The organism is Antarcticimicrobium sediminis, assembly GCF_004348975.1.
GTDB lineage: Bacteria > Pseudomonadota > Alphaproteobacteria > Rhodobacterales > Rhodobacteraceae > Antarcticimicrobium > Antarcticimicrobium sediminis.
Map to the genome: position 1 here is coordinate 29,521 of NZ_SMFP01000003.1, position 26,575 is coordinate 56,095.

Sequence of the window (26,575 nt, forward strand, 5' to 3'; positions counted from 1 at the left end):
TCCGCGCCGGTAGCGGGGTCTATAAAAGGACTCGTTGGGGTTATCAAGGGCTTTTGACAGGGCTTTTTGCGAGCTATGTTTTTCCTGACCAAGGAGTCCCGATGTCCCAGACCTCGTTTCATACGATCCAGCCGGAACAGCGCCTGTCCAGCGTTGTCTTTGCCTCGCCTCACAGCGGCTGTGATTACCCCGATTGGTTCGTGCGCCGCTCGATGCTGGACCGTCATGCGATTCGATCCTCAGAGGATGCCTTTGTCGACCGATTGTTCGAATCTGCCCCCGAAGTCGGCGCTCCGCTGCTGTGTGCCAACATGCCGCGCGCCTTTGTCGATCTCAACCGCAGCCCGGATGAGCTTGACCCAGCGTTGATCGCGGGGGCGCACCGCCCAAGCCACAACCCCCGCGTTGCCTCGGGCTTGGGGGTGATTCCCCGCGTCGTCGCCAATGGGCGCGCGATTCATCGCAGCAAGATCACGATGGAGGAAGCGCAGGCGCGAATCGACCAGCACTGGCGCCCCTATCACGCGGCCTTGCAGGATCTGCTGGATGAGGCGCATCACCTGTTCGGCCAGGCCATCCTGATCGATTGTCATTCCATGCCGCATGAGGCCATGGACGGCGTCGCGCGCACCACCACACCACGCCCCGAGATCGTTCTGGGCGACCGCTTTGGTGCCGCCGCCGACAGCGAGATCGTCGACCGGGTCGAGGCCGCCTTTGCCGCGGCCGGGCTGACGGTATCGCGCAACGCGCCCTTTGCCGGGGCCTATATCACTCAGGCCTATGGTCGGCCCTCGCGCCGCCAACATGCGATTCAGGTCGAAATCGACCGCGCCGTCTATATGAACGAGCGCAAGATCACGCCGAATGCAGATTTTGACGCGTTCCGGACGCTGTTGCGCGGGGTGATCGCCGAAATCGCCGCGATCGGTTATGAGGAGTTGCCGCTGGCAGCGGAATAGCCTCCGAAGGGACGCGGCCGCGAAACGGCCCCCCCCCTCCCTTGCACCTGTGCCCCTGCCCTTGCACCTGCCCCCCCCTTGCACCCGCAGCGGAGAATGAGACATAGTGCGCCGCAGGCCGCGCCCGGGCCGGATCATGCAGGGCGTTTTGGGCAACGGGGACCGCAATGAAACACCATCTCATCATCGCGCTGATGGCCGGAACGCTGGGTTGGACTGCGCCAACACCGGTCCAGGCAGATGTGATCGCGCGGGCCTGCATGCAGTCGAATCGCAAGGCCTCGCCTGAGTTGTGCAGTTGCATCCAGAAGGTCGCCAACAGCAGCCTGAACGCGCTGGAGCGGCGCAAGGTGGCGCGCTGGTTCGGGGACCCGCATCAAGCGCAGGAAGCACGCCAGTCGGATTCCGCCCGCGACGAAAAGCTGTGGAAACGCTATAAGTCATTCGGCGAACGCGCCGCGCAAAGCTGCGGCTGACTTTTTACTGATCCGGTCCGGCCGGCCCTTGATCTGGCGGCCCTGATCTAGTGCCACTGGACCGTGGCGCTGTCGCGGGCCTCTCGCCCGTCCGTGCCCGCCGGGCGAATTCATCGGCAAGACCAATCACCACGTTACAGTTGTATTTATTGCTCTCGCGGCTATCGCCGCTGCGGGACTCAAGCAGGACCTGACGGCCCAACCCCCACTTGGCCCCCTTCATCCAGACGGGCCTGCATCAGGCGCATGGCATCGGCAAGATCGTCCCCTCCTGCGCGGGAATTGAGCGGGCGGACTGCAGAATTTCAGAATCCATCTTGGCCACCTCCCGAACTGTGGGACTTGACCCAGAGGGCCGCTATATTCACAAAAGGCGAAACTGACGGAGGCTGTTCCATGCTCATGAAAGGTATCACCCTGCGCGGGCTGGAGGTGTTCGCGGCACTGGCCACGACCGGGTCGGTGGCGCAGGCCGCCGAAATCACCGGGCTGAGCCTGCCAGCGGTCAGCCAACAGTTGCGCAATCTGGAAACCGCACTGGGGGCCAATCTGGTCGATCACGGGCGGCGGCCGATGGTCCTGACCCCGGCGGGGCGCGGCTTTCTCGCCCGGACCGAAGCGGTACTGTCGGAACTGCGACTGGCCCAGAGCGAGCTGACGGTGATGGACCTGAGCGAATTGACCACGCTGTCGTTCGGGCTGATCGACGATTTCGACAACGACCTGACCCCCCGTCTGGTCACCATTCTGGCCGACAGCCTGACCCGTTGCCGGTTCAAGATGATCACCGCCCCCAGCCATGAGATCACCGAAGCGATGGAGGCGCGGCGGCTGCATATCGCGGTGGCCGCCAGCACCGGAGAGCTGCGCGAGGGCATCGCGGAATACCCACTGGTGCGCGACCCGTTCATTCTGGTGGCACCCCGCGGCATGGTGACGGATCACCATAATATCCTGGCCGAACTGGCTGGGTTGCCGCTGCTTCGCTATGCCCGCGAACAGTTGATAAGCCGCCAGATCGAGGCGCATCTTTCGCGCCAGAAACTGGACTTTGAAGAGCGGTTCGAGATCGGCTCTCACTTGGCATTGATGGCGATGGTGGCGCGCCGGATCGGCTGGGCGGTGACCACGCCGCTGGGCTATATGCGCGCGGGCCGTTTCCACGACGACCTTGACGTATTTGCGCTGCCCTTTGCGGCATTCTCGCGCACCATCTCGTTGTTTGCCGCCACCGACTGGGCCGACCGGGTGCCGCGTGACGTGGCCCAGACCATCCGCCGACTGGTCGACAGCAAGATGATCGGGCCGGCGATCAACCGGGTGCCATGGCTGGCCGGACAGCTTCGGGTACTCGACGACTGAAGCCTCTGCGGTGCAGGGTGAGAGGCGGTGCGCAGGAGACAGGGGAGGCATGGGCAGGCGCACCTGCGCACGGCGGTCACCGCGTCCCGTTCTCCGGAGCAGATCCACGCAAGACAGGCGGGTCGAGCATTCGCATCACGACCTGACAGTTTCGGTTTCCCTTAAAATCGCGGATCAACCACCGGTGCCAAGCGCCCGTTTCAACCCAAGCGCCGCAGCCTCGATCAGATCAAGCGCCCCGTCAAAATCGCGAGTGTAATAGGGATCGGGCACATGGTCGGGTCCAGATTCACCCGCGATTTCTGGCGCATAGTCGGTGAACAGCCGCACCGGGGTGTCCGACCCCGCCGGGCGCAACGCCTCGATCTCGTCTCGATTGTCGCTATCCATCGCCAGAATCAGATCGAAGCGGTGAAAATCCTCGGGCGAGACTTGCCGCGCGCGTAAACCGCTCAGATCAATACCGCGCCTTGCCGAGGCGGCCTGCATCGGACCATAGGGCGGCTCGCCCAGATGCCAGCCAGAGGTGCCGGCGCTGTCAAACGCAAGCCCCGGCATCAACGACCGCGCAATGCCCTCGGCCGCTGGAGAGCGGCAGATATTCCCAAGGCAGACAAACAGAATTCGGGTGGTCATCGGCGGCTCCTTTCGTCACTTTGATAGGGGATCAAGAGTCTATGGAAAAGCCGATGACGAAAATCACCATTCTGACCGGCGCCGGGATATCGGCGGAAAGCGGGCTGGGCACCTTTCGCGACGAGGGCGGGCTGTGGGCGCAGCATCGGATCGAAGATGTGGCAACGCCTGAAGGATTCGCGCGCGATCCCGCGCTGGTGCAGGAGTTCTATAACATGCGCCGCGCTCAGGCTGCCGAAGCCCAACCTAACGCCGCACATCTGGCGCTGACGCAGTTGCAGACCGATTGGCCCGGTGAGGTGGTGATCGTCACCCAGAATGTCGATGACCTGCATGAAAGGGCCGGCACTCAGGGCGTGTTGCACATGCATGGGCGGCTCGACAGTGCGCTTTGCGCCGCCTGTGGCCACCGATGGCCGGCACCGGCAAGGATGGAGCCGGGCGCCCCCTGCCCTGCCTGCCACCGCCCCACCGCGCGCCCCGATATCGTCTGGTTCGGCGAGATGCCCTATTTCATGGACGAAATTTTCGACCATTTGGCGACAACGGATCTTTTTGCCGCGATCGGCACATCTGGCCAAGTTTATCCGGCCGCCGGATTCGTTCAGGAGGCCACAGCCGCCGGGGCGCAGACCATCGAGCTGAATCTGGAGCCCTCGGCCACGGTATCGCGATTCGCGCAAACCCGATTCGGCCCCGCGACGCAAACGGTGCCGGAGTGGGTGCGCGCGGTGTTGGCAGGCTGATTCCATCGAGCGCCGCGCTAATGTCCGCAGCTGGTGATATGAGTATTTGGACAAAGAAGAAGCACGAGGGCCATGAAAAAGGCCGCGCCGGAGATCCGGCGCGACCGTCATAGGGTTCAGCGGTAAGACAGGATCAGTTGTCTTTTTTCATCCCGCCTTGCTGATGTTGCATGTTCATTTTCATGCCGTTCATCGGCTTGCGGTCCAGATCGACCGGCACCTCGACCGTCATGTCGCCAGCCTTTTCGAAGGTCAGCGTGAGGGTGACGATATCGCCCTGTGCCAACTGGCGGTTCAAGCCCATGAACATCACATGATCGCCACCCCGCGCCAGCGCGTGCATGCCACCGGCAGGAACCGGAAAGCCCTCTTTGACCTCAAGCATCTGCATGACGCCATTGGCATCCTCTTTATGCGTGTGCAACTCAACCCGCTGGGCAACGTCGGAGCTGGCCGAAACCAGGCGGTCATCTTCGCTGCCGTGGTTCATCAATGTCATGAAGGCCGCGCCGGATTTCGACATCATCGTCGATGTGCGGACGTAGGGGTCTTGCACCATGATATCGCCGGCAAAGGCGGGCAGGGCAAAGCTCAGGGCGGCGGCGGCGGCGAACAAAGTGGATTTGAAGGACATTTTCTGTCTCCTCTTGCGTTGACTGTCTGAAAGATAGGGAAAGGTTTTGATCAGGCCGCGGCAGGAGGGTCGCGCGCAGAGGCGGTCAGGGCGCGCGATTCGGCATGGGTTGCGCAGCTGGCAAAGGGCTGTTTGCGGGCCACTGTGACCAAGGGCACCGGTTGGATGTCCGGCGCGGCGATGGCCGCTAGCAGATGCAACGCGCAATCGGGGCAGATGTGCGGCCGACCGATCGGCTGGCCGTCTTCGTCCACATAGACCGCGACCGGGCCGGTCCCGGTGCAAAGCACGATCTGACCCGCCGGGCCGGTGGCGCCCCGGGCCATGGCCATGCTGTGGCTGGTGAACACCATTGCGGCGACCAGCAGAAGGCCCAGATATGTGCGCAGCGTCTTGCTCATTATGACAGGATATAGGCGCGCAACTGCCTAATATGCAAGCACAACGCAAAACCCCGCGCCTGTGGCGCGGGGTCGCGGTAATGTCGTCAAAATCGCTTGGATCAGGCTACGGTAGCGGCCTTTGCGATCTCTTTCTTGACTTTCAGCGCGGTGGCCGAAAGTTCCTCGTCCTTGGCTTTGGCCAAGAAGGCATCCAGCCCGCCCCGGTGATCAACGCTGCGCAGCGCCGACGCCGAGATGCGCAGCTTGATGCCGCGCTTCAGGGTTTCGGACTGGAGCGTCACATCGTTCAGGTTCGGCAGAAACCGGCGACGGGTTCTGTTTTTGGCATGGCTGACATTGTTGCCAGTCATCGGGCCTTTTCCGGTCAGTTCGCAGCGGCGCGACATGGGCACATCCTCGTCTTTTTTCGGGCGCGGCAGTCAGAGGCATCTCGCCCCTGCATGGCCCTGCAAATAACAGGGGCGCCGCTTAGGCAGCGCCCGGAATCTTGTTCGCAGGCTATTACGCTGGGCACAGGGAGTCGTCAAGCCCCGGCCCCGGTGTTTCGCGCGGGTTTTGCACAGGTTTCGGATCGGCTGCGAACATCAATGCGCTCAACCGCCCAAATGCGTTTCCAGCATCTCGGCGGCGGCACCTGCGGGGGTGATTTCGCCCGCAGCCACCCGATCCGACAAGGCCGCCATCGCAGCGCGGGCCTGCGGGCTTTCCAAGCGGGCCAGAAGCGCCTGTCGCACCTCTTGGTCGAACCAGTACAGCGCCTGTTGCGCGCGGCGGCGATCCCAATGACCATTGTCTCGCCGCCACTCGACCAGCGCCTGCATCTGGGTCCAGGAGTCGGCAAGCCCGGTCCCCTCATAGGCCGAAACCATCATCGCCTTTGGAAAGCCTTCGGGGTCTTGCGGCCGCTTGCGCAGCAGACGCAATGCGCCGCCATAATCGGCACAGGTACGGGTGGCCGTCGGTTTCAGATCGCCATCGGCCTTGTTGACCAGAATCAGATCGGCCATCTCCATGATGCCGCGCTTGACGCCCTGAAGTTCGTCGCCGCCAGCAGGCGCCAGCAGCAATACAAACAGATCGGACATCTCGGCCACCACGGTTTCGGACTGACCAACGCCCACCGTCTCGATCAGGATCACGTCGAACCCCGCCGCCTCGCACAGGGTAACCGCCTCGCGCGAGCGTCGCGCGACACCGCCCAGATGGGTCTGGCTGGGCGAGGGGCGGATAAAGGCGTTCTTGTCCCGGCTCAGCCGTTCCATCCGCGTCTTGTCGCCCAGGATCGAGCCCCCCGTGCGCGCCGAGGACGGATCGACCGCCAGCACCGCCACCCGTAGCCCCTGACCGGTCAACATCATGCCGAAGGCCTCGATAAAGGTGGATTTCCCCACCCCCGGCGTGCCGGACAGGCCAATCCGGATCGCTTGCCGCTTGGCCCGGCGCAGGTAATCAAGCAATTCCATCGCCTGTACCCGATGATCGGCGCGGTTGCTTTCCACCAGCGTGATGGCGCGGGCCAGCGCCCGGCGATCACCGTTCAAGATCTTGTCGCCCCAGTTATCTATCTGCATCATATCATCCTGCTGCCCGGCACCTTACATGCCTTGCGCAGGCGCGCCTTGTCCAGAGCCGAGCCCGACAGGGTCGGGTCTGAAACCGGGCCTGTTTGCCGTCCATATGCCAAGGGGATTCGCTCGCCCCGGCGCTAGACAGCGGCAGCGAATTGGCGGAAAAGGCTGGCCATGTGTGCCGCCCCTGCCCTGCCCATCGATGCTGTGCTGCCCGAGATAATTGCGGCGCTGCGCAGCCGTGGGCGCGCGGTCTTGCAGGCCCCGCCGGGCGCGGGCAAGACAACGCGGGTGCCGCTGGCGATGCTCGACGCCGGGCTTTGCACCAGCGGGGATAAGCGGGCGCGCATCGTGATGCTGGAGCCGCGCCGACTGGCCGTGCGCGCCGCGGCCGAGCGCATGGCCGAGACGCTGGGCGAAGCCCCCGGACACACCGTCGGCTATCGCATCCGCGGCGAGGCCAAGATCTCGAAACATACCCGGATAGAGGTGGTGACCGAAGGCATCCTGACGCGGATGCTGCAATCCGATCCGGAGTTGTCGGGCGTCGGCGCCGTGATCTTTGACGAGTTCCACGAACGCTCGCTGAACGCCGATTTTGGGCTGGCGCTGTGTCTTGAGGTCGCCGATGCCCTGCGCGTTGACCTGATCCTGCTGGCGATGTCCGCAACGCTGGATGCCGCCCCGGTGGGGGCGCTGATGGACGCCCCGGTGGTGACCTCCCAAGGGCGCAGCTTTCCGGTCGAGACCCGCTGGCTCGACAAGCCGCTTGCCGCCCGCGTGCGGCGTGGCGATGCGCTGGCCGATCTGGTGCTGCAGGCCGAGAAGGACACGCGCGCGAGTGGCGGCGGCATCCTCGTCTTCCTGCCCGGAGAGCGCGAGATCCGCCAGACCGAGGCGGCCTTGGCGCGGCATCTGCCCGCGACATGTCAGATCCGCCCGCTTTACGGTGCTCTGCCCTTTGCCACCCAGCGTGCGGCGATCCAACCGGCGCAAGCGGGGCGCAAGATCGTGCTGGCCACCTCGATCGCCGAGACCTCGCTGACCATCGAAGACGTGCGTGTGGTGGTCGATATGGGACAGGCACGCCGCGCCCGGTTCGATCCCGGCTCTGGCATGTCGCGGCTGGTCACCGAAAAGGTGACCCGCGCCGAAGCGACGCAACGGGCGGGGCGCGCCGGACGGGTCGCCAAGGGGGTCTGCTATCGGCTCTGGACCAAGGGCGAGGAGGGCGCATTGGCGGCCTTCCCCCCGGCCGAGATCGAGGCGGCGGATCTGACCGGGCTGGCGCTTGAACTCGCCGTTTGGGGGGCCTCGGAAAGCGAGTTGGCGTTTCTCACCCCGCCGCCCGTGGGTGCACTGGCCGAGGCGCGGGCGCTGCTGACAATGCTGGGCGCGCTGGATGCCAAGGGGCGAATCACCAATCATGGCCGGGCGCTGGCGGCGCTGCCGTTGCATCCCCGCGTGGCGCATATGTTGGTGCGCGCTGGCCCCGAGGCCGCCCCACTGGCGGCCTTGATCGAGGCCCGCGATCCGCTGCGCGGCGCGCCCTGCGACCTCTCGCTACGACTGGAGGCGCTGCGCGATCCAAAACGCTTTGCCCGCGACCGCCCCTATGAGGTGCTGCGCCCGGCGCTGGAACAGATCCGAACCGAGGTCAAACGGTTGCGCCCACAGGTCAAGCGGGCGGATCTGCCGGGGCTGGGGGCGGCGGCGATGGCCGCGCTGGCCTATCCCGACCGGATCGGGCAGCGCCGCAAGGGCGATGCGCCGCGCTATGTGCTCTCGGGCGGCAAGGGCGCGGTGATGGCCCCCGGCGACGGGCTGGCAGGGGCCCCCTATATCGTGGCCACAGATCTGGACGGCGACCCGCGCGAGGCCAGGATCAGGCTGGCGGCGCAGATCTCGGAACGCGAAATCCGCGAGTTGTTCGCGGATCAGATCGGCTGGGTCGATCTGTGTGACTGGTCCAAGCGCGAACGCCGGGTGGTGGCGCGCAAACAGGAACGCTTTGGCGCGCTGGTGCTGGACGACCGCCTCTGGAAGGATGTGCCACCCGAACAGGTGGCGCGCGCCATGCTGGAAGGGGTGCGCGATCTGGGCCTTCGGCTGGAGGGGGCGGCGGCGCGGCTGGCGGCACGGGTGGAACTGGTGCGCGCCGAGGGCGGCGATTTCCCCGACTTCTCCGCCGAGGGGCTGATGGCCCACCTTGAAGATTGGTTGCTACCGATGCTCGGCCCCGTGCGCACGGGCGAGGCGTGGCGCAAATTCGATCTGCTACCCGCGCTGCAAGCGGTGCTGAACTGGGACCAGACGCAAGAGCTTGACCGCCGTGCACCACCCGCCTTTGTCACCCCGCTGGGGCGCAAGGTGCCGATTGACTACGGGGGTGGCGAGGGACCGGAAATCGCGGTGCGGCTGCAAGAGCTGTTCGGGGTGACGACACATCCCAAAAGCGGCGGTGTGCCGCTGAAGATCACGCTGCTCTCTCCCGCCCGACGCCCGGTCCAGGTGACCCGCGATCTGCCCGGATTCTGGGCCGGCTCCTATGCCGATGTGCGCAAGGACATGCGCGCGCAATACCCCAAACACCCTTGGCCCGAAGACCCAACCCAGGCCGACCCCACTCTGCGGGTCAAGCGACGGCAGTAGCCCCCCCTGTCTGACGGCTAGTTTGGCGCAGCGTCTTGCGACCCGACGCGCACAAGTCACGTCCGGTTCATATCGCGCCGCCCCAGCTTCTTCTTGGTCCAAATACTCGCGCCGCAGGCTCCCCCAGAAACGCAGAAGCACCCCGACCTGCTGGCCCGGGTGCCTTGTCTGCCATTTGCCCCCTTAAGGGGAGCAAACGCGGAAAGCCGCTGTCAGGGCGCGGGGATCACACGCCCAGACACCAGCGCATGACCGCTTTTTGCGCATGCAGCCGGTTTTCGGCCTCGTCAAAGATCACCGATTGCGGCCCATCCATCACCCCCGAGGTAACCTCTTCTTCCCGGTGCGCAGGCAGGCAATGCATGAACAGCGCGTCGGGTTTGGCATGTTTCATCAGCTCCGCATTGACCTGATAGGGGCGCAGCATGTTGTGACGGCGCTCCTTGGAGCTTTGGCTGTCGTGCATCGAGACCCAAGTGTCGGCGACCACCAGATCGGCGCCCTCGACCGCCTTGGACGCGTCGCGTTCGATCACCACCGTGCTGCCCGCCTTGCGCGCCAGCCCGACGAATTCCTCTTCCGGGTCCAGCTGCGCCGGACCGGTAAAGGTCAAGTCGAACCCGAATTGCCCGGCGGCATGCAGGAACGAGGCACAGACGTTGTTGCCGTCCCCGGCCCAGACCACCTTTTTACCCCGGATCGGGCCGCGATGTTCCTCATAGGTCAGGATATCAGCCATGATCTGGCACGGGTGGGTGCGGTCGGTCAGCCCGTTGATCACCGGCACGTCGGCGTATTCGGCCATCTCGATCAGCACGCTTTCATCGAAGGTCCGGATCATGATCAGATCGACATAGCGCGACAGCACGCGGGCGGTGTCGGCGATGGTTTCGCCATGCCCCAATTGCATGTCGTTGCCCGACAGCACCATGCTCTGCCCGCCCATCTGGCGCACACCAACATCAAAAGACACGCGGGTCCGGGTCGAGGGTTTTTCAAAAATCAGCGCGACCATGCGCCCGGCCAGCGCCTGATCGTCATCAAGCGCGCCTTTGGGGCGGCCATCGCGGGCGCGTTTGATCTCGGCGGCCTTGTCGATCATCCCCCGCAACTCGGCGGGGTCGGTTTTGTGGATATCTAGGAAATGATTCATGTTTTCTTCTTTTCTTGGGCTGGCCACTGTGGATAACTTCAGCGGCCAGCGCAGGATTTGTAAAGAGGCGTTCAGGCGGATTCGATCTGACAGGCGACCGCGTCGAGACGGATCAGCGCCTCGGCGATCTCCTCCTCGCTGAGGGTGAGCGGCGGCAGCAGCCGGATCACATTGTCGCCAGCCGGCACGGTAATGAGCAGGTTGTCATACCCCGCCGCGACCACATCCGTGTTCGGCGCCTTGCATTTCAGGCCCAACATAAAGCCCGTTCCGCGGACCTCTTCGAACACCTCGGGGTGGGCGGCGATCAGCCCTTCAAGCTTTTGCTGAAGCATGCCGGCCTTGCGGTTTACCGCGTCAAGAAACGCGGGCGTGTTGATCTCGTCCATCACCGCGCAGCCCACGGCGCAGCCCAGCGGGTTGCCGCCATAAGTCGACCCGTGGGTGCCCGCCGTCATGCCGCTGGCGGCCTCTTCGGTGGCCAGGACCGCGCCAAGCGGAAAGCCGCCGCCGATGCCCTTGGCGACCATCATGATGTCGGGGACAATCCCCGCCCATTCATGGGCAAACAACCGCCCGGTACGGCCCATGCCGCATTGCACCTCGTCGAGGATCAGCAGGCAGCCGGCTTCGTCGCACAGCGCGCGGATCGCCTTGAGCTCTGCATCGGGCAGCGGGCGGATACCGCCTTCGCCCTGTATCGGCTCCAGCAGCACGGCGGCGGTTTGATCGTCGATTGCCGCCTTGAGCCCGTCAAGATCACGCCACTCCAGATGCTTGAAACCCGGCAGCAGCGGGCCGAATCCCTTGGTCATCTTTTCCGATCCCACCGCCGCAATCCCGGCAGAGGAGCGACCGTGGAAAGAGCCGGAAAAGGTGATGATGTCGGTGCGCGCGGGCTGGCCCTTGTCGTACCAGTACTTGCGCGCCATCTTCACCGCCAGTTCACAGCTTTCGGTGCCCGAATTGGTGAAAAAGACGGTATCGGCAAACGTCGCCTCGACCAACTTGTCGGCCAGCGCCTCCTGCTGCGGAATCCGGTACAGGTTAGAGACATGCCACAGCGCCTCGGCCTGCTCGGTCAGCGCCTTGACCAACGCGGGATGCGCATGGCCCAGCGCGTTCACTGCGATGCCAGCGCCAAGATCTAGAAAGCGTCGCCCATCCGCCTCAATCAGCCAGGAGCCTTCGCCTTTGACGAAGCTCAGCGGCGCGCGGGTATAGGTCGGCAGAATGGACGGGATCATCAGATCCTCCTTTCAGGGTGTCATAGGCCCAAGGGAGTGCCCCAGCTTGGGCAGTGTCGTCAACGATTTGAGAGAGAGGGGCGCCGGATATGTGGCGCAAAGATCGAACGGGGCCGTTACGCGAAGGTGCGTCGACGTCGTACTGCGGCGATATGGCGGCGTTTGATCATGCCGCGCCAATAGCCCGAAGCGGCGCAAAAGAAAAGCGAAAATCAACGCCACAGTCACGCTTGAGCGGACAATTTGGCGTCCACCTGCCTCCCGAAGAACCGATTCGCGAATCGCTGGTGGCTTGTATATCGGGATGCAGTGATTAGAATACGTATCAATACGGAATTCTAAAGGCGGCCGCGGCAGCGCGGGCCGCTTTTCAGCTTTGAAAGGCAGACCATGTCCTGGACAGACGAGCGCGTTGAACTGCTCAAGAAAATGTGGGGCGAGGGCCAGTCGGCCAGTCAGATCGCCAAGGAACTTGGCGGGGTGACCCGCAACGCCGTAATCGGCAAGGTGCATCGTCTGGGCCTGTCGAACCGCAGCACCGGCGCCACCCCGGCCAAGGCCGAGGCAAAGGCGAAACCAGCCGAGCCAGCCAAACCACAGGCCGCCGCCAAGCCCAAGGCAGAGGCCAAGCCCGAGGCAGCCCCGCGCCCGGCCTCCGAGCCGAAACCGGCCGCCCCCGCCCCGGCCCCGGTCGAAACGCGTCCGGCCCTGCCCGCGCGCAAACAGATCATCCCGGCGGGCCAGCCGCTGCCGCCGCAGCCCTCGGCCAACGAAATCAGCCCCGAGGCCCTGGCCAAGGTCAGCGAAGTCGAGAAGAAGGCCAAGCGGCTGACGCTGATGGAATTGACCGAGCGTACCTGCAAATGGCCGGTCGGTGACCCCGCGACCGACGATTTCTGGTTCTGCGGCCTGCCCGTACAGCCCGGCAAACCCTATTGCGAGGCGCATGTTGGCGTCGCGTTCCAACCGATGAGCGCGCGGCGCGACCGCCGCCGCTGAACCCATTTACCGCGCCTGTGCGGCCGGGCACACCCCGGTCTGCACTGGCGCGGCTTGGCATCTGCCGCCTGCGCGATTAGGTCTTGCTGGCCCCCGCTTAACGACGGACCGACATATCTCAGCAAGGAACGCGCCCTATGACCACCCCCTATACCCCGCCCGAAGTCTGGACCTGGGACAGCGAGAGCGGCGGCCGTTTCGCCAGCATCAACCGCCCCATTGCCGGTGCCACCCATGACAAGGTGCTGCCGGTGGGCACGCATCCGTTCCAGCTGTATTCTCTGGCCACCCCCAACGGGGTAAAAGTGACCGTGATGTTCGAAGAACTGCTGGCGGCGGGCCACTCCGGGGCTGAATACGACGCTTGGCTGATCAATATCGGGGATGGTGATCAGTTCGGCTCGGGCTTTGTCGAGGTCAACCCGAACTCCAAGATCCCCGCGTTGATGGACCGCAGCGGCGAGACCCCGGTACGGGTGTTCGAATCCGCCGCGATCTTGCTGCATCTGGCCGAGAGGTTCGGCGCCTTTCTGGGCCGCCCCGAGGACCGACCCGAGATGCTGTCATGGCTGTTCTGGCAGATGGGCAGCGCGCCTTATCTGGGTGGCGGCTTTGGCCATTTCTACGCCTATGCGCCGGAAAAATGGCAATATCCGATCGACCGCTTCGCGATGGAGGTCAAGCGCCAACTCGACGTGCTGGATCGCAATCTGGCCGAGCGGCGTTTCATGACCGGCGACGACTATACCATCGCCGACATGGCGATCTGGGCGTGGTACGGGCAGTTGGCGCTGGGCCGTCTGTATGAGGCAGGCAAGTTCCTCGATGTGGAGTCCTACACCCACGTGCAGCGCTGGGCCAAGGAGATCGACGCCCGCCCGGCGGTACAGCGCGGTCGGATGGTCAACCGCCCCTTTGGCAAGCCCGAAACCCAGCTGCATGAGCGGCACGCGGCCTCGGATTTCGACACCAACACGCAGGATAAACTGGCCCCCGACGCCAGCTAAGCCGGACCAGCTAAACCGAGATCGGGGCGCGGTGCGGATCAGCCGTGATGCATCGCGCCCCAATGTTCGATCAGTTTCTGCTGCAGCTGTTTCGATTTGCGATTCCACGGCCGCGCCCCGCGCGGGATCTCGTCCTGCGAGCGTTTGCTGCGCGTGCGGCTGTCCAGATCGGCGGTAAAGATGGCAAAGGCCAATTCGGTCCCATCCGGCGTGGTCAAAAACCCGCCAAGCCCCGAGACAAAGTTCAGCGTGCCGGTCTTGGCATCCACCTGAATCGGATGATTCTGGACCAGCTTGCCACGTGCGTCACGCATCGGAAACGGTTTGAGCAGCGGTTTCAGAATGCCATGCCGCCGCACCTGCACCAGCGCCGTGACCAGATCGCGCGCCGTCATGCGCGAGGCATCGCTCAGCCCGGAATGGTCCACCATATGGGTATCATTCATGCCCAGATTGTCGGCAGCCCAGCGGCTCATCTTCTCGGCCGAGGCGCGCAACGAAGTGGGCGGCGTACCACCGGCGGCGCTGGCACTCATCCCAACCATCTCGGCGGTGAGGTTGTTGGAGTATTTTAGCATCAGGCGCAGAACCTCGCGCAGTGGCGCGCTGGTCTGGCGGGCAAGTTCAGTGCCGGTCGGCAAGCGGCGCGCCATCTCGGGTTTGGGCAGCGCGATGCCATGGGCCCGCGCCAGCGTGTGAAACACATCGCCCGCATAAAGCCCCGGCTTGCGCACCGGCAACCAGCGCGATCCACCCTTGCCCAGCGCGGTGCTGGCCACGGTCCAGTCGTCAATCCCGCCCTGATCGCGATAGGTATAGACCGGCAGCTGCCGTTTTTCGACGCGCATCCGCGCCATTGCCACCTCGGGGCGATAGCGGTCGCTGCGCGCATCCAGCGCTACCTCATAGCCCTTGGCCCCCTGCGTCCATTGGAAATGCACCCGGTTGAAATTCAACGCGATCCCCGACACCGCCGGGCTATAACTCAGATGATCGGGCTGCTCGGCGTCGATGCTGCGCACATAGGGCAGCGCGCCGTCATAGATCAGAAACCGGCCGCGCACCTCGCGCAGGCCGGCGCGCTTCATCCGCGCCGCCATGTCGGCCAGCGCATTGGTATCAAGTGTCGGATCGCCGCCGCCCACCAGCACCAGATCGCCGCGAAGAACCCCATCTTGCACCGGGCCCGTCGCGATCACCCGGGTCAGAAACCGGTGATTTCCCCCAAGCTGGTCGAGCGCATAAAGCGAGGTGACGATCTTGGCGACGCTGGCCGGCGGCAGGCCACTGCTGCCTTGCACGGAGTCGAGATGCGCGCCGCTGGTCACATCGGCCACGGCACAGCCCACCTGCCCCGGAAGACCGAACCGCGCGATCACCCCCTCGGCGCCCCCACTGGCGCGCGCGGCAAAATCCGCCGCCCGCATCCGCGGTCGCAGCGAAGCGGCGGGTGAGCCCGACAGCGCCGCCCCCGGCATCGCCGCCGCGCCCAGCCCCGCCAAAATCCAACGTCGTGAAACCTTGATGTTCATGGCGCCATCAAATCGCAGCTTATTCTGGCAAACAAGCGGGAGAATTCAGGAAATTCAGCGACCATGCGGCGCAGCCCCGTCACAATTGGCCCAAAGCGCCCTGTCGCAGGCGCCCGAACGCAGCGGACCTGACGATCCCGAGTCATCCTGCGCTGTACCAGTCACCATTGGCCCGGATCGCGGTTGAACTGACATCGACCATCGGCACATTGACGAAACACCACGCCGGGGCCTCTGCCCGTGCCAAAAGGTGGCTGGCCTGCGCCGGCAGTCGGGCGTGGCGATAGATCCGCGCCGCCGGCGAGGTCCGGGCCGAGATCCGCTCGTCCGGGCGCGCCAGAATACCTAGCGGCACGGTCTCCATGATCGCACGCCAGTTCTGCCAGCGGTGGAACTGGGCCAGATTATCCGCACCCATCAGCCAGACGAATCGCACGCCGGGATAGGCCGCGCGCAGGGCCATCAGCGTATCGGCGGTGGCGCGGGTGCCCAGCCGCGACTCGATATCCGTGATGCTCACCTTCGGGTGCTGCATCTGCGCCCGCGCCCGTGCCATCCGCACAGCAAGCGGCGCGGGTCCGCGATCCTTCAACGGATTGCCCGGCGTGACCAGCCACCACAGCCGGTCCAGCCCAAAGCGGCGCAGCGCCTCGCGCGTGATATGCACATGCCCCGCATGGGCCGGATCGAATGACCCGCCCAACAGCCCAACAGACTGGCCCCGCCCGGCAGGTGGAAATCCGGTTCGCATTTCCTGTCTCCTCTGGCGGGCGAACCTAGGGGCCGCGCGCGGGAGGGTCCAGCGCAAATGAGCGTGCTATTTCAAGCGTTGTCGCGGCGCTTCTCTGCCTGATGCTCCTCCTCGACCAGCCCGATCTTCCAATAGCCCGAGATGTAGGTGTCCTTGCGCGGCAGCGCGCGGTCTTGATGCAGATAGGCGCGCAGCGATTTGATCACCGCGCTTTCGCCGGCAATGCAGGTCTGGACCCGCACATCGGGGCCCTCCGGCCAGTCCAGCGCCCGGATCAGGGTCTCCTGCGCCTGCGAGGGCCGATGCGGGTCTGGAAGCGGCAGCCAGTGCTGCACGATCCCTTCGGGCGCGTCGATCTGCTGCCGGTCGGCGGGGTCGGTCACCTCAAAGATCGCCACGCCGCGCGCATCACGCGGCATCGCCTCCAGCGTGGCGGCGGCCACCGGCAGCGCCGACATATCGGCGGCCACCAGATACCAGTCGGCCGTCAACCCGGCGAGCTTGACCGGCCCCGGCCCGGCAAAGCCACAGAAATCGCCCGGCACCGCCCGGTTGGCAAAGGCGCTGGCCGGTCCCTCATTGCCATGGTCGACGAAATCCACATCCAGTTCCAGCGCCTCGGGCCGCCAGTGCCGCACCGTATAGGTGCGCGTCACTGGACGCGGCCCCTGTTTGATCTGCTGGGCAAAACCCTCGCGCGTCTGCCCTGCCTCGGGCAGCAGGATTTTGCAGTTCGCCCCTTCGCACCCAATCCGAACGTCCGCCAGATCCGGCCCGGTCAGGGTCAGCCGGATCATGTTCGGCGTGATCCGGCGGCTGGCCGCCACTGTCACCAGCCGCGCACCGGGCTTGCCACGGGCGGGACGTTTCAGGTCAGGCAGGGCGGGACCGGGGGCTGCGAACATGGGCATATCTCCATTTTGCGCGGTTTTGCGCAGGACTGCGCCGCCCCTTATTTCTGATTATTTTAGTCAGACTTCAAGCCCCGCCCGTCAATACCGCCACGTCGCATTGCGCAGGCCACCCGTGCAGGCGGCTTGCCCGCACGCGCCGGGACCACTATCTAGGGCCAAACAGTGCGCGCTGCGCGCTTTTCCCAGTCCAAAACCGGAGTAACCATGGCCGCCTATCAATATGTCTACCACATGCAGGGTGTTTCCAAGACCTACCCCGGTGGCAAGAAATGCTTTGAAAACATCCACCTGAACTTTCTGCCCGGGGTGAAAATCGGCGTCGTCGGCGTCAACGGGTCCGGTAAATCCACATTGATGCGGATCATGGCCGGCATCGACAAGGATTTCACCGGCGAGGCGTGGGCCGCCGAAGGCGCCAAGGTCGGCTATCTGCCGCAGGAGCCGCAGCTTGATGAAAGCCTGTCGGTGCGCGAGAACGTGATGCTGGGCGTGGCCGAGAAAAAGGCGATACTTGATCGCTATAACGAACTGGCCATGAACTACTCAGACGAAACCGCCGACGAGATGGCCCAGCTGCAGGACGAGATCGACAGCCAGAACCTGTGGGATCTCGACAGCCAGATCGACGTTGCCATGGAGGCGCTGCGCTGCCCGCCCGACGATGCCGATGTCACCACCCTGTCGGGCGGTGAGAAACGCCGCGTTGCGCTGTGTAAGCTGCTGCTCGAAGCGCCGGACATGCTGCTGCTTGACGAACCCACCAACCACCTGGACGCCGAAACCATCGCCTGGCTGCAACAGCACCTGGTCGAGTACAAAGGCACGATCCTGATCGTCACCCACGACCGCTATTTCCTTGACGACATCACCTCGTGGATACTGGAACTGGATCGTGGCCGCGGCATCCCGAACGAGGGCAACTATTCCGCATGGCTGGAACAGAAAGCCAAGCGCCTGCAGCATGAGGCCCGCGAAGACAAGGCCCGGCAAAAGACGCTGGAACGCGAATTGGACTGGATGCGGCAGGGCGCCAAGGCCCGGCAAGCGAAATCCAAGGCGCGGATTCAGTCCTATAACGAGATGGCCGGCCAGTCCGAGCGCGAAAAGATCACGCGCGCACAGATCGTCATCCCCAACGGCCCGCGTCTGGGCTCCAAGGTGATCGAGGTCGAACACCTGACCAAGCATATGGGCGACAAGCAGTTGATCGAGGATCTGTCGTTCTCGCTGCCGCCCGGTGGCATCGTCGGCGTGATCGGCCCCAACGGCGCCGGCAAATCGACCCTGTTCGGCATGTTGACCGGCCAGTTGGACCCCGACGCCGGCACCATCGAATATGGGGACACGGTCAAACTGTCCTATGTCGATCAGTCGCGCGACGATCTGAATCCCGATGACAACGTCTGGGAGGCGATCTCTGGCGGCGCCGAGATCATCGAACTGGGCGATGCGCAGGTCAACAGCCGCGCCTATTGCTCGGCCTTCAACTTCAAGGGCGGCGACCAGCAGAAAAAGGTCGGGCTGCTGTCGGGCGGCGAACGCAACCGGGTGCATATGGCACGACTGCTGAAAGAGGGCGGCAATGTCCTGCTGCTTGACGAACCGACCAACGACCTCGACGTGGAAACGCTGCGCGCGCTGGAAGATGCGCTGGTCGATTTCGCCGGCTGCGCCGTGGTGATCTCGCACGATCGTTTCTTCCTCGACCGGATCTGCACCCATATGCTGGCATTTGAAGGCGAGGCCCATGTGGAATGGTTCGAGGGCGATTTCTCTGCCTATGAAGAGGACAAGAAGCGCCGTCTGGGGCCAGATGCAATGGAACCCAAGCGTTTGAAGTACAAGAAGTTTTCGCGGTAAATTTCTTCCTGCACTGCATCGCCCGCCGCACTCCGGCGGGCGATTTCCTTTTCCCCGGCCACATGACCCGATTGCTCCAAAGCCGACGGAGCGGCCCACAGTTTTCTACGAGGACTTGACCACTTGGCCGCCACCTTCGGGCCCCGCCCGTCTCACGCCCACCCCGCCCCCCGACCTGCGTCCTCCTGACCACACAATGACTCACCCTTGCGTGAGGGCTGTTTCGCGCGACCTCCGCACGCTCTAGGCTGACCTCTGCCGTTCTGACAAAGGTTGCCGCATGAAACACATCCCCGCCCTGATCGCTGCCGCCCTTTCGATGGGCCTGGCCCCCCTGATCGGTCTGCCGCAGTTCCTTGGTGCGCATCCTTGGTGGGCGGCGCAGGTGGTTTGGATCGGCACCCCTGCCGGGCTGTTGCTGGCCCTGCTCACCGCCCGCGCCGGGGTGGCGGCACGGGTGCGGATCGCGCTCTTTGCGCTGATCGCACTGGCCAGCTTTGCCGCCGCCTCATGGGGCAAAGGCGAGTTCGCGGCCTCCTTCGCCGAGGATGCACTGGCCGGTCAATTCTGGTTCTTTGGCTGGATCGGCACCACCACCGGCACCGCTGCGCTTCTGGCCGCGCTGTTTTCCTGCGCCCTGCCCCAGCGCGCGCAAAGCTGACCGGCGCGCCCCTTCCCAAACACCCCCGCCTCCGGCACAGTTCTCCAAACCGCCGGAGAGACCAAATGCACCGCTTTGCCCTGCTGCTTGCCCTGCTCCTCGCCGCCTGCGGCCATGTGGACTATGACGCGGTTCCGGCGGGACGGTTCAAGGGCACGCTGTTTGTCATGTGGGTGGGCGAAGGGGGCGGCGCCGGGGATGGGCGGTTCGTCTATGTGCCCAACCCGCGCGATCCGTTACGGCTGGTGCGGGCCAAGGGCTCGCCCCAAGTGATCCAGCCAGAGATGATCTATACCGATGGCGGTTCGATCCCGCGCGCCGGTCAGATGTTCAACGGCTTTGCCCCTTGGGGCTATGCGCCCGCCTACATGATCCACGACTGGCTGTTTGTCGCCCGCCATTGCCTGACCGATGGCGCCGCAACCGAGGCCGAGCACCAGATTGCCGCGATGGAATTTCAGGACAGCGCCGAGATCATCGCCGAGGCGATCAAGGCGCTGATCGTCTCAGGGCAGGTGCGACCGAACGATATCGCGCCGAAGGTGATCGCCGGGGCGGTGGCCGGTCCGATCTCGTACCGGCGCTGGACGGTCAAAGGCGACTGCGCCCAAGACCGGGTCAGCGCCGCCGACAGGGCGGCGGCCGAAGCTGGTATTCCCGGTTCTGCCACAGTTTTGCGCGGGATGCGCAAACAGCTCGACGATGGCAGTTTGGTAGCGGTGAAACCGGGCCGGATTGTCACCACGCTTCGTTTCTGATTGCCGCCACAACGGGTGCCGAAGCGCCCGCTGTCAAAGGGAGAGAGGGGGAGACGCGCGCGCCGCCCCGCCTCCCCTCAGCCGTCGATCCAACTCACGATTTGCGGCTCTTGCATTGCGCCCGACTGCCGCTTGACCTCGCGCCCGCCAGCGAATTCGACCATCGTGGGAATGCCGCGGATGCCGTATTTCGCCCCCGCTGCCTGATGCTCCTCGGTGTTCAGCTTGACCAACCGGGCGCGCCCCTGCATCGTCTGCGCCGCCTTGGAAAATTCCGGCGCCATCATCCGACACGGCCCGCACCAAGGCGCCCAGAAATCCGCCACCAGCGGCAGATCGTCGTTCTGCGCCGCCTTGGCCAGCGTCGCGGCATCAACCTCGACCGCCTTGGCCGGAAGCAGCGGCGCGCCGCAGGTGCCGCATTTCGGCCCTGACGCCAGCTTTTCCTCTGGCACCCGGTTGAGCTGTCCGCACGACAAACAGGTCAGTTTCTTGCCCGCCATCTGAGCATCCTTTCGAGAAAACACATTCCTTAAGTCATATGGGTAAAAGCGCCCCCGCTCGCAAGGGGCGCATCGCTCGGCGCTTGCCCCAACAGACCGTCCTGCGGCAGGATGGGAACATGGGATATCCGATCATCAGAGCATCGATTTCAGACGTCATCGTCATGCGTCTCTGCCAGCGGGCCCGCCGCGCGCCCCGCATGCGCCTGTGAACAGGGCGTTGCGATGATCCTGTCCACCGCCCTTTTCGTGCTGGCACTGCTGCTGGAGCCGTTGCCCGCCTATACCCCGCCCGATCTGGCTGAGGTGGCGATACTCCGGGCGCGGATGGAACCGATCCAACACCTCTCGTTCGCCGCGCGCTATGAATATTGCGGCTATCTGGGCCGGGATGGCGACGATCAGCCCGTCTTCACCGAAATCATACGCGGCCATCACAACGGCTGTACCCCGGTGATACCGCAGGCCGGGGTCAAGCTGATCGCGTCGCTGCACACCCACGGGGCCTATGACCCCACGGTCCCGGCCGAGTTTCCCACCGCGCTGGACATGCGCAGCGACCATGACGAGGGGGTCAACGGCTATATCGCCACACCGGGCGGGCGGTTGTGGTACATCGACAGCCGCGCCATGCTGGCGGTACAAATCTGCGGTTTGGCGTGCCTGCCACAGGATCCGGATTTCCGCCCCGGCGACGACGGGGTGATCCGCAAAAGGCTGTCTTTTGCGCAACTCCTCGCGCTTGAATCATGGGAATAAGCGCGTTTCCCTCTTGATCCGAATCTTTTTCGACCCCATGTAGTCCCGGGCAACGTTACGCTATCGACACTACTGCTCCTCTACCAAGGCTCAGTCTTCGATCTTGCTATGACCGAGCCGAACCTGCCGCATTCCGCGGGCAGACATGTATAGGAGAAACGACGATGGCTAATGGCACCGTCAAATGGTTCAACACCACCAAAGGCTACGGCTTTATCGCACCGGAATCCGGCGGCAAAGATGTGTTCGTGCACATCTCGGCAGTCGAGCGTTCGGGCCTGACCGGCCTGGCCGACAACCAGAAAGTGACCTTTGATATCGAAGCCGGCCGTGACGGCCGCGAATCGGCGATCAATCTGGCGCTGGCCTGAACCTGACGTCTGGCCCACGGGCCAGAGACAGGAATTTTTGCCCCCTTCCGGTTCAAGCCGGGAGGGGGTTTTCGTTTGATCACAGCATTTTGATCAGCCCTCTCAAGACCCCAGACATGCCTCAACGCCGACCCAGCCCCAGACGGGCAACCCCAAATGGGTCGCCCTCAGCCGCCCTGCGCCCGCGCCACCAGATCCAGCACCTTGGGCCCCAGCGCCGCAACAATTCGGGTCACGCCCTTGGCATTGGGATGGATGCCATCGGTCTGCATGTAATGGCCCAGTGCGGCGGGATCGTCGCGCAGCCCCTCCAAACCGGCAAAAAAGCTTTCCGCATAAAGCGCGCCATATTGCGCCGCCAGATCGGGATAGATGGCGTCGAATTCCGCCTTGTACGCGGGGCCATAGTTGCCCGGTGCCTGCATCCCGACCAAAAGCACCGCAACCCCGGCCTGCTGCGCGGCCTGAAGAATTGCCTCCAGATTGGCGCGCGCGACGCCGGGATCAAGACCGCGCAACATGTCGTTACCCCCCAGCGCCACGATCAGGGCGTCGACCTCGGGCGTCAACGTCCAGGCCGCGCGCGCGGCGCCGCCAGCAGTGGTATCCCCGGACACCCCGGCATTGATCAACGCGACCTCAACCCCGGATATGGCACCGGAGTCGCCCTCGTGATCGGCCAGCCAAACCCCCAGTTGCGGCACAAATCCCTGATCCGCAGGCAGCCCATATCCCTGCGTCAGGCTGTCGCCCAGCGCGGCGATGGTCACCTCTGTCGCTGCGGCCACAGAGGCACACAGACAAAAGATCACTCCAAGGAAAAACTTGCGCATGTCGCCCCACACTCCATATCCGATAAGACACTCAGGACAGGATGCCCCATGACCGACCCCGTGCTTTCCCTTAAAGATGCGACTTTGTCCCTGAATGGCAATGCCGGGCGGGTCGATATCCTGCATGGCATCACCCTTGATGTGCAACCGGGCGAGACATTGGGGCTGATTGGCCCCTCGGGATCGGGCAAATCCTCGCTGTTGATGCTGATGGGCGGATTGGAACAGGCCACCGGCGGCAGCGTCATGGCACTGGGCCATGATCTCACCGCGATGGACGAGGATGCGCTGGCACGGTTTCGCCGCGACCACATGGGGGTGGTGTTTCAATCCTTTCACCTGATCCCGACCATGACCGCACTTGAGAATGTGGCGACACCGCTGGAATTGGCGGGCCATCGCGATGCCTTTGCCCGCGCCGAGGCCGAACTGGAGGCGGTGGGGCTGGCGCAGCGCGCCGGGCATTATCCCTCAGAACTGTCTGGAGGCGAACAGCAGCGCGTGGCGCTGGCCCGCGCCGCCGCGCCGCGGCCACAGATCCTGTTGGCGGACGAACCCACCGGCAATCTCGACGAGACCAATGGCCGCGCGATCATGGACATGCTCTTTGGCCTGCGCGACCGACACGGGGCAACGCTGGTTCTGGTCACCCATGCGCCGGATCTGGCCGCCCGCTGTGACCGGGTGATCCGTCTGCGCGACGGGCGCATCAGCGCCGATGCCGCGCGGGACGCCGCCGAATGAGCCTGTCACTCGCCACCCGTTTCGCCCGGCGAGAGCTGCGCGGCGGCCTGCGGGGGTTCCGTATCTTTCTCGCCTGCCTGACCTTGGGGGTGGCTGCGATTGCCGCCGTTGGCAGCGTCCGCTCCGCGATCGAAGCCGGGCTCGCACAAGAGGGCGCCGCGCTGCTCGGGGGCGATGCCGAGATGGAGTTCACCTATCGCTTTGCCAGCGACGATGAACGCGACTGGATGGCGCAGACCGCGACGCGGGTGTCGGAAATCGTCGATTTCCGCTCCATGGCCGTTGTCCCCCACGCCGGCGGGGAAGATGAGCGCGGCCTCACCCAGGTCAAGGCGGTGGACAATGCCTATCCGCTGACCGGCACCGTGGTGCTGGCCCCCGACATGGCGCTCGATGCCGCCCTTGTGGGGCGCGACGGCCTGCCCGGCGCGGTGATGGAGCGCGCGCTGATCGACCGGCTGGGCCTGACCCCCGGCGACCACTTTCGGCTGGGCACGCAAGACTTCGTGCTGATGGCGGCGCTGGAACGAATGCCGGACGGGGCGGCGGGGGGCTTCACCCTTGGCCCGCGCACGATCGTGGCGACTGCGGCGCTGGCGCACTCGGGTCTGTTGGGCCAAGGGACACTGTATTCCGCCAACTACCGGCTTGACCTGCCGCAAGGGGCCGATCTGCCCGCGCTGGAGGCGGCGGCCAGGGCCCGGTTCGAAGACAACGGCCTGCGCTGGCGCGATGCGCGCAACGGCGCCCCCGGCGTGGCCCGCTTCGTGGAGCGGCTGGGCGCCTTTCTGGTTCTGGTCGGGCTCTCGGGTCTGGCTGTGGGCGGTGTCGGCGTCTCGGCGGCTGTACGCGCCTATCTGGCGGGCAAGACGCCGGTGATCGCCACCCTGCGCACGCTGGGCGCCGACCGCGCCACCATCTTTCAGACCTATTTCCTGCAAATCGGCGCGCTGGCGCTGCTCGGCATCGCGCTGGGGCTGGTGCTGGGCGGCGGGTTGCCGTTGCTGCTGGGGCCGCTGATCGGCGCGAAATTGCCGGTTCCCGCCCTCTTCACGCTCTATCCGAGACCGCTGGCCGAGGCCGCGATCTATGGCCTTTTGACCGCGCTGATCTTTACGCTCTGGCCGCTGGCACGCACGGAACAGGTGCGCGCCGCCACGCTGTTTCGCGACTCGCTCTCGGGCGCGCGGATCTGGCCGGCCCCGCGGTTTCTTGTGACCATCGCCGGCGCGCTGGCGCTGCTTGTTGCGCTGGCGGCCTGGTTCAGCGGCGCGCCACGCCTGGCGCTTTCGACAGCCGGGGGGATCGCTGTTGCGCTTCTGATGCTGGCGCTGGCCGCTGTCCTGCTGCGGTTTCTTGCCCGGCGCAGTGCCGTCTTGGCACGCGGGCACCCGGCCCTGCGCTGGGCCTTGGCCGCGATCGCCAGCCCGCGCGAGGGGGCCGGGTCGGTCGTGCTGTCACTCGGGCTCGGGCTATCCGTGCTCTCTGCCGTGGGGCAGATCGACGGCAACCTGCGCAACGCGATCTCCGGCAACCTCCCCGAGGTGGCACCGTCGTATTTCTTCGTCGATATCCAGCAATCCCAGATGCCCGGCTTTCTGGAGCGCCTGAACGGCGACCCGGCGGTCTCGCGCATCGAAAGCGCGCCGATGCTGCGCGGCGTGATCACCAAGATCAATGGTTCCCCCGCCCGCGAAGTGGCCGGGCCGCATTGGGTGCTGCGGGGCGATCGCGGCGTGACCTATGCCGCCCGCCCGGGCAGCACCACCAAGATCACTGCGGGAACCTTCTGGCCCGAAGACTATACCGGCCCGCCACAGATCAGCTTTGCGGCAGAAGAGGCCGAAGAAATGGGCCTCAAGCTGGGGGATACGATGACGGTCAACGTGCTCGGCCGCGACATCACCGCCACGATCACCAGCTTCCGCGAGGTCGATTTCTCCACCGCCGGGATGGGCTTTATCCTGACGCTGAACCCCGCCGCACTGGCCGGCGCGCCGCACAGCTTTATCGCCACCGTCTATGCACAGCCCGAGGCCGAAGCGGCGATCCTGCGCGATCTGGCTGGCCAGTTCCCCAATATCACCGCCATTCGCGTCCGCGACGCCATCGACAGGGTAAGCGAGGTGCTGTCAGGCATCGCCGCCGCCACCTCCTGGGCGGCGGGCATCTCGCTGTTGACCGGGTTTCTGGTGCTGATCGGGGCCGCCGCCGGCGGTGTCGATGCGCGCACCTATGAAGCGGCGGTGCTGAAAACCCTTGGCGCGCCGCGCTGGCGTATCTTGCTCAGCTTTGCCTTGCGCAGTGCGCTTCTGGGCGCGGCGGCGGGGTCGGTGGCGCTGGCGGCAGGCCTCGCCGGGGCTTGGGCCGTGACCCGGCTGGTGCTGGAAACCGATTTCGCCGTAATCTGGCCCGCCGCCATCGCCATCGTTCTGGGCGGCGGGATGGCCACGTTGCTCGCCGGGCTGCTGTTTGCCTGGCGACCGCTGGCGGCGCGCCCGGCGCAGGTGCTGCGCGGTCAGGAATGACCGCTCAGCGCCCGCAGGTGACGGGCTGCAACAGTTTCAAAAGATCAAGGTTGTCGCAGATCAGCGCATCAAGCGTGACCTCGTCCAGCGATTCATAAAAGGCCTGCGCCGCGTCGACCAGCGCCACCCGCAACCGACAGGCCGAAACCAGCGGACAGGTGTTGTCGGTATCGGCAAAACATTCAGCCAGCGGCAAGCCGCCCTCAAGCAGGCGAAACACCTCGCCAATGCGGATCGTTTCCGCTGGCATCGCCAGACTCATGCCGCCATTGCGACCACGTTGCGTTCGCAGATAGCGGAGCTGGCCAAGCTGGTTGATGACCTGCGCAAGGTGGTTTTCCGACACGTTGCAGCTTTCGGCGATTTCCGCCTTTGTCACCAACCGCTCTGGATGCGTGGCACAATACATCAGCAGTCGAATGGCAATATTGGTCCGTTTGGTAATGCGCACGTGCGTTCCCCTCTCGCAATCCCTGAATGTTTATTGCACCTTTTGGAAAAAAGCGGTTTGACAT

General features: G+C 64.8%; 27 protein-coding genes. 14 read left to right on the forward strand and 13 right to left on the reverse strand.

Going from position 1 to position 26,575, the window contains the following annotated elements; translation table 11 throughout:
- The first annotated feature begins 101 nt into the window (after positions 1-101).
- The 3 genes from E1B25_RS05675 to E1B25_RS05685 all read left to right on the forward strand — a co-directional run bounded on the left by E1B25_RS05675 (position 102) and on the right by E1B25_RS05685 (position 2,800).
- Positions 102-962: an N-formylglutamate amidohydrolase gene (locus tag E1B25_RS05675; RefSeq protein ID WP_132827780.1), complete on the forward strand. Its 861-nt coding sequence runs from the start codon at positions 102-104 to the stop codon at positions 960-962.
- Between the two features lie 167 nt (positions 963-1,129).
- Positions 1,130-1,438, forward strand: coding sequence for a hypothetical protein (locus E1B25_RS05680; protein WP_132827782.1), 309 nt, complete (start codon positions 1,130-1,132; stop codon positions 1,436-1,438).
- A 396-nt stretch (positions 1,439-1,834) separates the two neighbouring features.
- Complete coding sequence (locus E1B25_RS05685) at positions 1,835-2,800, forward strand: LysR family transcriptional regulator (protein WP_132827783.1); 966 nt, start codon at positions 1,835-1,837, stop codon at positions 2,798-2,800.
- A 174-nt stretch (positions 2,801-2,974) separates the two neighbouring features.
- Here the strand turns inward: E1B25_RS05685 and E1B25_RS05690 are convergent, their stop codons facing one another.
- Complete coding sequence (locus E1B25_RS05690) at positions 2,975-3,436, reverse strand: low molecular weight protein-tyrosine-phosphatase (protein ID WP_132827784.1); 462 nt, start codon at positions 3,434-3,436, stop codon at positions 2,975-2,977.
- Between the two features lie 53 nt (positions 3,437-3,489).
- On the opposite strand from E1B25_RS05690, the gene E1B25_RS05695 reads away from it, so the two are divergent.
- Positions 3,490-4,182, forward strand: coding sequence for an NAD-dependent deacylase (locus E1B25_RS05695; RefSeq protein WP_132827786.1), 693 nt, complete (start codon positions 3,490-3,492; stop codon positions 4,180-4,182).
- 133 nt (positions 4,183-4,315) lie between these two features.
- Here E1B25_RS05695 and E1B25_RS05700 read toward each other — a convergent pair whose 3' ends face one another.
- The 4 genes from E1B25_RS05700 to meaB all read right to left on the reverse strand — a co-directional run bounded on the left by E1B25_RS05700 (position 4,316) and on the right by meaB (position 6,791).
- The gene (locus tag E1B25_RS05700) at positions 4,316-4,816 is read right to left on the reverse strand and encodes a copper chaperone PCu(A)C (protein WP_132827788.1); all 501 of its coding nucleotides are present in this window, start codon (positions 4,814-4,816) and stop codon (positions 4,316-4,318) included.
- A 50-nt stretch (positions 4,817-4,866) separates the two neighbouring features.
- Positions 4,867-5,217, reverse strand: coding sequence for a hypothetical protein (locus E1B25_RS05705; RefSeq protein ID WP_132827790.1), 351 nt, complete (start codon positions 5,215-5,217; stop codon positions 4,867-4,869).
- A 101-nt stretch (positions 5,218-5,318) separates the two neighbouring features.
- Complete coding sequence (gene rpmB / locus E1B25_RS05710; protein WP_132827792.1) at positions 5,319-5,606, reverse strand: 50S ribosomal protein L28; 288 nt, start codon at positions 5,604-5,606, stop codon at positions 5,319-5,321.
- 207 nt (positions 5,607-5,813) lie between these two features.
- A complete protein-coding gene (meaB, locus tag E1B25_RS05715; RefSeq protein WP_132827794.1) occupies positions 5,814-6,791 on the reverse strand; it encodes a methylmalonyl Co-A mutase-associated GTPase MeaB in 978 nt (325 codons plus the stop codon).
- Between the two features lie 171 nt (positions 6,792-6,962).
- On the opposite strand from meaB, the gene hrpB reads away from it, so the two are divergent.
- Positions 6,963-9,440 carry an ATP-dependent helicase HrpB gene (hrpB, locus tag E1B25_RS05720; RefSeq protein WP_132827796.1) on the forward strand — a complete coding sequence of 826 codons (2,478 nt, stop codon included), beginning with the start codon at positions 6,963-6,965 and terminating at the stop codon, positions 9,438-9,440.
- 226 nt (positions 9,441-9,666) lie between these two features.
- On the opposite strand, the gene argF is transcribed toward hrpB, so the two are convergent.
- Complete coding sequence (gene argF / locus E1B25_RS05725; protein WP_132827798.1) at positions 9,667-10,593, reverse strand: ornithine carbamoyltransferase; 927 nt, start codon at positions 10,591-10,593, stop codon at positions 9,667-9,669.
- A 71-nt stretch (positions 10,594-10,664) separates the two neighbouring features.
- A complete protein-coding gene (locus E1B25_RS05730) occupies positions 10,665-11,840 on the reverse strand; it encodes an aspartate aminotransferase family protein (protein WP_132827800.1) in 1,176 nt (391 codons plus the stop codon).
- Between the two features lie 390 nt (positions 11,841-12,230).
- On the opposite strand from E1B25_RS05730, the gene E1B25_RS05735 reads away from it, so the two are divergent.
- Both E1B25_RS05735 and yghU read left to right on the forward strand, forming a co-directional pair.
- Positions 12,231-12,839 (forward strand): GcrA family cell cycle regulator, encoded by a 609-nt coding sequence (locus tag E1B25_RS05735; RefSeq protein WP_132827802.1) that lies wholly within the window; start codon positions 12,231-12,233, stop codon positions 12,837-12,839.
- Between the two features lie 137 nt (positions 12,840-12,976).
- Positions 12,977-13,846, forward strand: a complete 870-nt coding sequence (gene yghU, locus E1B25_RS05740) for a glutathione-dependent disulfide-bond oxidoreductase (RefSeq protein WP_132827804.1) — start codon at positions 12,977-12,979, stop codon at positions 13,844-13,846.
- Positions 13,847-13,884: 38 nt separating this feature from the next.
- Here yghU and dacB read toward each other — a convergent pair whose 3' ends face one another.
- From dacB to E1B25_RS05755, 3 genes are all read right to left on the reverse strand, one after another.
- Complete coding sequence (gene dacB / locus E1B25_RS05745) at positions 13,885-15,378, reverse strand: D-alanyl-D-alanine carboxypeptidase/D-alanyl-D-alanine endopeptidase (protein ID WP_132827806.1); 1,494 nt, start codon at positions 15,376-15,378, stop codon at positions 13,885-13,887.
- Positions 15,379-15,520: 142 nt separating this feature from the next.
- Positions 15,521-16,129, reverse strand: a complete 609-nt coding sequence (locus E1B25_RS05750) for a nicotinate-nucleotide adenylyltransferase (RefSeq protein ID WP_132827808.1) — start codon at positions 16,127-16,129, stop codon at positions 15,521-15,523.
- Positions 16,130-16,200: 71 nt separating this feature from the next.
- Complete coding sequence (locus tag E1B25_RS05755) at positions 16,201-17,034, reverse strand: siderophore-interacting protein (protein WP_132827810.1); 834 nt, start codon at positions 17,032-17,034, stop codon at positions 16,201-16,203.
- A gap of 213 nt (positions 17,035-17,247) precedes the next feature.
- On the opposite strand from E1B25_RS05755, the gene ettA reads away from it, so the two are divergent.
- The 3 genes from ettA to E1B25_RS05770 all read left to right on the forward strand — a co-directional run bounded on the left by ettA (position 17,248) and on the right by E1B25_RS05770 (position 20,322).
- Entirely contained in the window at positions 17,248-18,903 is a 1,656-nt protein-coding gene (gene ettA / locus E1B25_RS05760) for an energy-dependent translational throttle protein EttA (protein WP_132827811.1), read from the forward strand.
- Between the two features lie 280 nt (positions 18,904-19,183).
- Entirely contained in the window at positions 19,184-19,564 is a 381-nt protein-coding gene (locus E1B25_RS05765; protein ID WP_132827812.1) for a hypothetical protein, read from the forward strand.
- A 65-nt stretch (positions 19,565-19,629) separates the two neighbouring features.
- Entirely contained in the window at positions 19,630-20,322 is a 693-nt protein-coding gene (locus tag E1B25_RS05770; protein WP_132827813.1) for a hypothetical protein, read from the forward strand.
- A 77-nt stretch (positions 20,323-20,399) separates the two neighbouring features.
- Here E1B25_RS05770 and trxC read toward each other — a convergent pair whose 3' ends face one another.
- Entirely contained in the window at positions 20,400-20,825 is a 426-nt protein-coding gene (trxC, locus tag E1B25_RS05775) for a thioredoxin TrxC (RefSeq protein WP_132827814.1), read from the reverse strand.
- A gap of 225 nt (positions 20,826-21,050) precedes the next feature.
- Here trxC and E1B25_RS05780 point away from each other — a divergent pair, with 225 nt between their 5' ends.
- Complete coding sequence (locus E1B25_RS05780) at positions 21,051-21,584, forward strand: DUF4329 domain-containing protein (RefSeq protein ID WP_165937559.1); 534 nt, start codon at positions 21,051-21,053, stop codon at positions 21,582-21,584.
- A gap of 164 nt (positions 21,585-21,748) precedes the next feature.
- Entirely contained in the window at positions 21,749-21,955 is a 207-nt protein-coding gene (locus E1B25_RS05785; RefSeq protein ID WP_132827816.1) for a cold-shock protein, read from the forward strand.
- Positions 21,956-22,122: 167 nt separating this feature from the next.
- On the opposite strand, the gene E1B25_RS05790 is transcribed toward E1B25_RS05785, so the two are convergent.
- The gene (locus tag E1B25_RS05790) at positions 22,123-22,788 is read right to left on the reverse strand and encodes an arylesterase (protein ID WP_132827817.1); all 666 of its coding nucleotides are present in this window, start codon (positions 22,786-22,788) and stop codon (positions 22,123-22,125) included.
- 48 nt (positions 22,789-22,836) lie between these two features.
- Between E1B25_RS05790 and E1B25_RS05795 the strand changes: the two genes are divergently transcribed.
- Together E1B25_RS05795 and E1B25_RS05800 are read left to right on the forward strand one after the other, a co-directional pair.
- Positions 22,837-23,532, forward strand: a complete 696-nt coding sequence (locus tag E1B25_RS05795) for an ABC transporter ATP-binding protein (protein ID WP_132827818.1) — start codon at positions 22,837-22,839, stop codon at positions 23,530-23,532.
- Complete coding sequence (locus E1B25_RS05800; protein ID WP_132827819.1) at positions 23,529-26,060, forward strand: ABC transporter permease; 2,532 nt, start codon at positions 23,529-23,531, stop codon at positions 26,058-26,060. The genes E1B25_RS05795 and E1B25_RS05800 overlap by 4 nt, the downstream gene beginning before the upstream one ends.
- A gap of 4 nt (positions 26,061-26,064) precedes the next feature.
- Here the strand turns inward: E1B25_RS05800 and E1B25_RS05805 are convergent, their stop codons facing one another.
- The gene (locus E1B25_RS05805; RefSeq protein ID WP_132827820.1) at positions 26,065-26,511 is read right to left on the reverse strand and encodes an RrF2 family transcriptional regulator; all 447 of its coding nucleotides are present in this window, start codon (positions 26,509-26,511) and stop codon (positions 26,065-26,067) included.
- Positions 26,512-26,575 lie beyond the last annotated feature (64 nt).

What these genes read in the sequence shown, in the direction of transcription:
- E1B25_RS05675 (WP_132827780.1), top strand. Translation starts at nt 102, where the DNA reads ATGTCCCAGACCTCGTTTCATACGATCCAGCCGGAACAGCGCCTGTCC.
- E1B25_RS05680 (WP_132827782.1), top strand. Translation starts at nt 1,130, where the DNA reads ATGAAACACCATCTCATCATCGCGCTGATGGCCGGAACGCTGGGTTGG.
- E1B25_RS05685 (WP_132827783.1), top strand. Translation starts at nt 1,835, where the DNA reads ATGCTCATGAAAGGTATCACCCTGCGCGGGCTGGAGGTGTTCGCGGCA.
- E1B25_RS05690 (WP_132827784.1), bottom strand. Translation starts at nt 3,436, where the DNA reads ATGACCACCCGAATTCTGTTTGTCTGCCTTGGGAATATCTGCCGCTCT.
- E1B25_RS05695 (WP_132827786.1), top strand. Translation starts at nt 3,490, where the DNA reads ATGACGAAAATCACCATTCTGACCGGCGCCGGGATATCGGCGGAAAGC.
- E1B25_RS05700 (WP_132827788.1), bottom strand. Translation starts at nt 4,816, where the DNA reads ATGTCCTTCAAATCCACTTTGTTCGCCGCCGCCGCCGCCCTGAGCTTT.
- E1B25_RS05705 (WP_132827790.1), bottom strand. Translation starts at nt 5,217, where the DNA reads ATGAGCAAGACGCTGCGCACATATCTGGGCCTTCTGCTGGTCGCCGCA.
- rpmB (WP_132827792.1), bottom strand. Translation starts at nt 5,606, where the DNA reads ATGTCGCGCCGCTGCGAACTGACCGGAAAAGGCCCGATGACTGGCAAC.
- meaB (WP_132827794.1), bottom strand. Translation starts at nt 6,791, where the DNA reads ATGCAGATAGATAACTGGGGCGACAAGATCTTGAACGGTGATCGCCGG.
- hrpB (WP_132827796.1), top strand. Translation starts at nt 6,963, where the DNA reads ATGTGTGCCGCCCCTGCCCTGCCCATCGATGCTGTGCTGCCCGAGATA.
- argF (WP_132827798.1), bottom strand. Translation starts at nt 10,593, where the DNA reads ATGAATCATTTCCTAGATATCCACAAAACCGACCCCGCCGAGTTGCGG.
- E1B25_RS05730 (WP_132827800.1), bottom strand. Translation starts at nt 11,840, where the DNA reads ATGATCCCGTCCATTCTGCCGACCTATACCCGCGCGCCGCTGAGCTTC.
- E1B25_RS05735 (WP_132827802.1), top strand. Translation starts at nt 12,231, where the DNA reads ATGTCCTGGACAGACGAGCGCGTTGAACTGCTCAAGAAAATGTGGGGC.
- yghU (WP_132827804.1), top strand. Translation starts at nt 12,977, where the DNA reads ATGACCACCCCCTATACCCCGCCCGAAGTCTGGACCTGGGACAGCGAG.
- dacB (WP_132827806.1), bottom strand. Translation starts at nt 15,378, where the DNA reads ATGAACATCAAGGTTTCACGACGTTGGATTTTGGCGGGGCTGGGCGCG.
- E1B25_RS05750 (WP_132827808.1), bottom strand. Translation starts at nt 16,129, where the DNA reads ATGCGAACCGGATTTCCACCTGCCGGGCGGGGCCAGTCTGTTGGGCTG.
- E1B25_RS05755 (WP_132827810.1), bottom strand. Translation starts at nt 17,034, where the DNA reads ATGTTCGCAGCCCCCGGTCCCGCCCTGCCTGACCTGAAACGTCCCGCC.
- ettA (WP_132827811.1), top strand. Translation starts at nt 17,248, where the DNA reads ATGGCCGCCTATCAATATGTCTACCACATGCAGGGTGTTTCCAAGACC.
- E1B25_RS05765 (WP_132827812.1), top strand. Translation starts at nt 19,184, where the DNA reads ATGAAACACATCCCCGCCCTGATCGCTGCCGCCCTTTCGATGGGCCTG.
- E1B25_RS05770 (WP_132827813.1), top strand. Translation starts at nt 19,630, where the DNA reads ATGCACCGCTTTGCCCTGCTGCTTGCCCTGCTCCTCGCCGCCTGCGGC.
- trxC (WP_132827814.1), bottom strand. Translation starts at nt 20,825, where the DNA reads ATGGCGGGCAAGAAACTGACCTGTTTGTCGTGCGGACAGCTCAACCGG.
- E1B25_RS05780 (WP_165937559.1), top strand. Translation starts at nt 21,051, where the DNA reads ATGATCCTGTCCACCGCCCTTTTCGTGCTGGCACTGCTGCTGGAGCCG.
- E1B25_RS05785 (WP_132827816.1), top strand. Translation starts at nt 21,749, where the DNA reads ATGGCTAATGGCACCGTCAAATGGTTCAACACCACCAAAGGCTACGGC.
- E1B25_RS05790 (WP_132827817.1), bottom strand. Translation starts at nt 22,788, where the DNA reads ATGCGCAAGTTTTTCCTTGGAGTGATCTTTTGTCTGTGTGCCTCTGTG.
- E1B25_RS05795 (WP_132827818.1), top strand. Translation starts at nt 22,837, where the DNA reads ATGACCGACCCCGTGCTTTCCCTTAAAGATGCGACTTTGTCCCTGAAT.
- E1B25_RS05800 (WP_132827819.1), top strand. Translation starts at nt 23,529, where the DNA reads ATGAGCCTGTCACTCGCCACCCGTTTCGCCCGGCGAGAGCTGCGCGGC.